This window comes from Mucilaginibacter sp. P2_A5, assembly GCF_056404995.1.
Map to the genome: position 1 here is coordinate 1 of NZ_JBFUCY010000071.1, position 1728 is coordinate 1728.

The window sequence follows — 1728 nt, forward strand, 5'->3', positions numbered from 1 at the left end:
AGGAACGGCCCATTTACTATTAAATGTGCCGTTCCTCCCTTTGAGAAAAAGGGCGATGAAAAACAAACACAACTGTCCGTTTACATACCTTTGACGTTTTATGCCGGCCTGGGCTATCTTCGTGGTGGTGGCGAATAACGAATAAACCTTTATATTTGGCTATGCCCAACAATAACCCTCCTGTTACCGGGAAATACATTGACCCTTTAGTTGATTTCGCCTTTAAAAAAATATTTGGCAGCGAACCTAATAAGGATCTATTGATCGCTTTTTTAAACGAAGTGTTCAGGGGGCGCAAGCATATTGTAGATTTGGTTTATAATAAAAATGAACATCCCGGCGATATTAAAGACGAAGGCGCTGCTATATTTGATTTGCTATGCACAGGCGATAATGGCGAACGTTTTTTAATTGAGGTACAACGGGCAAAACAAGGCTATTTTAAAGAAAGGGCTTTATTTTATACTTCGCGCCTCATAAGTGACCAGGCGCCGAAAGGCAAACGGAGTGCCTGGGGCTACAACATCGTCGAAGTATATTTAATTGCCCTGCTGGAAGATTTCACCCTGGAAGACAGCCCCCCAAATACATACCTGCATGATATTTGCCTGTGCAACAGAGATACAGGTGAAATATTTTACGATAAACTGGGGTATACTTATATAGAATTAAGTAAATTTGTGAAAGAGGATAGTCAGCTGGAAACAGATTTAGACAGGTGGCTTCATGTGTTAAAAAACATGAGCCGGATGGAAAAAATTCCGGTTTATCTTCGGAAACCCATATTTGAAAAATTGTTCAGTATTGCGGAGTATACTAATTTGACAAAGGAGGAAAAAACAATGTACGATAGCAGTTTAAAATACAAATGGGATAATAAGAATGTGCTGGATTATGCTGTGTCGACTGCCGAGGCTAAAGCGAGGCATGAAGAAGCTCTTTCTATTGCTTCTGAAATGAAAAAAGACGGTCTTCCAATTGCCCAAATTGTAAAATTCACTAAGCTCCCTATTGAAGAGATAGAGAAGCTATAGTATTTAATTGGGTGTTATATTTCGAAACCCCAAATCCTATTCGATAATTTTCAGATTTGATACAAGCCATACTTATGTCAAATCCCAAAATGCCTTTTAATCAGTTTACTTGTTGTTAAGATGCAGGGCGATTAAAATGAACCGCGCCGATGGCACTCAATTGCTATTCTCTATTTATATTCAACGGGTTGAAACCCGTTGCTACAAAATGTGTCAGGGCTACGCCCTTGGGGAAAACTTGATGAATTGAGGACAGACGGTCGATAATACAATTCATTCAGAATTGAGCCGAAAGTTTCCATCTCTAAGTCAAACAACACAGTCAATTTGTCGCCTTGCCGTATGTATTTTGCCCCCTTATCAAAGTCCGCATAGCGGACGGGGCATTTATTAGCCACGGGTTTCAACCCGTGGACAACGCAACCATACCTATTTAAAGTTCCGGAGGAACGGCCCATTTACTATTAAATGTGCCGTTCCTCCCTTTGAGAAAAAGGGCGATGAAAAACAAACACAACTGTCCGTTTACATACCTTTGACGTTTTATGCCGGCCTGGGCTATCTTCGTGGTGGTGGCGAATAACGAATAAACCTTTATATTTGGCTATGCCCAACAATAACCCTCCTGTTACCGGGAAATACATTGACCCTTTAGTTGATTTCGCCTTTAAAAAAATATTTGGCAGCGAACCTA

At 40.5% G+C, this 1728-nt stretch carries 1 protein-coding gene and 1 pseudogene; both read left to right on the plus strand.

The window, feature by feature from the left end:
* Window positions 1–161 precede the first annotated feature (161 nt).
* Window positions 162–1034 carry an Rpn family recombination-promoting nuclease/putative transposase gene (locus AC1DXF_RS29335; protein ID WP_477452235.1) on the plus strand — a complete coding sequence of 291 codons (873 nt, stop codon included), beginning with the start codon at window positions 162–164 and terminating at the stop codon, window positions 1032–1034.
* Window positions 1035–1640: 606 nt separating this feature from the next.
* Window positions 1641–1728: pseudogene (locus tag AC1DXF_RS29340) on the plus strand (Rpn family recombination-promoting nuclease/putative transposase); the annotation flags it as partial.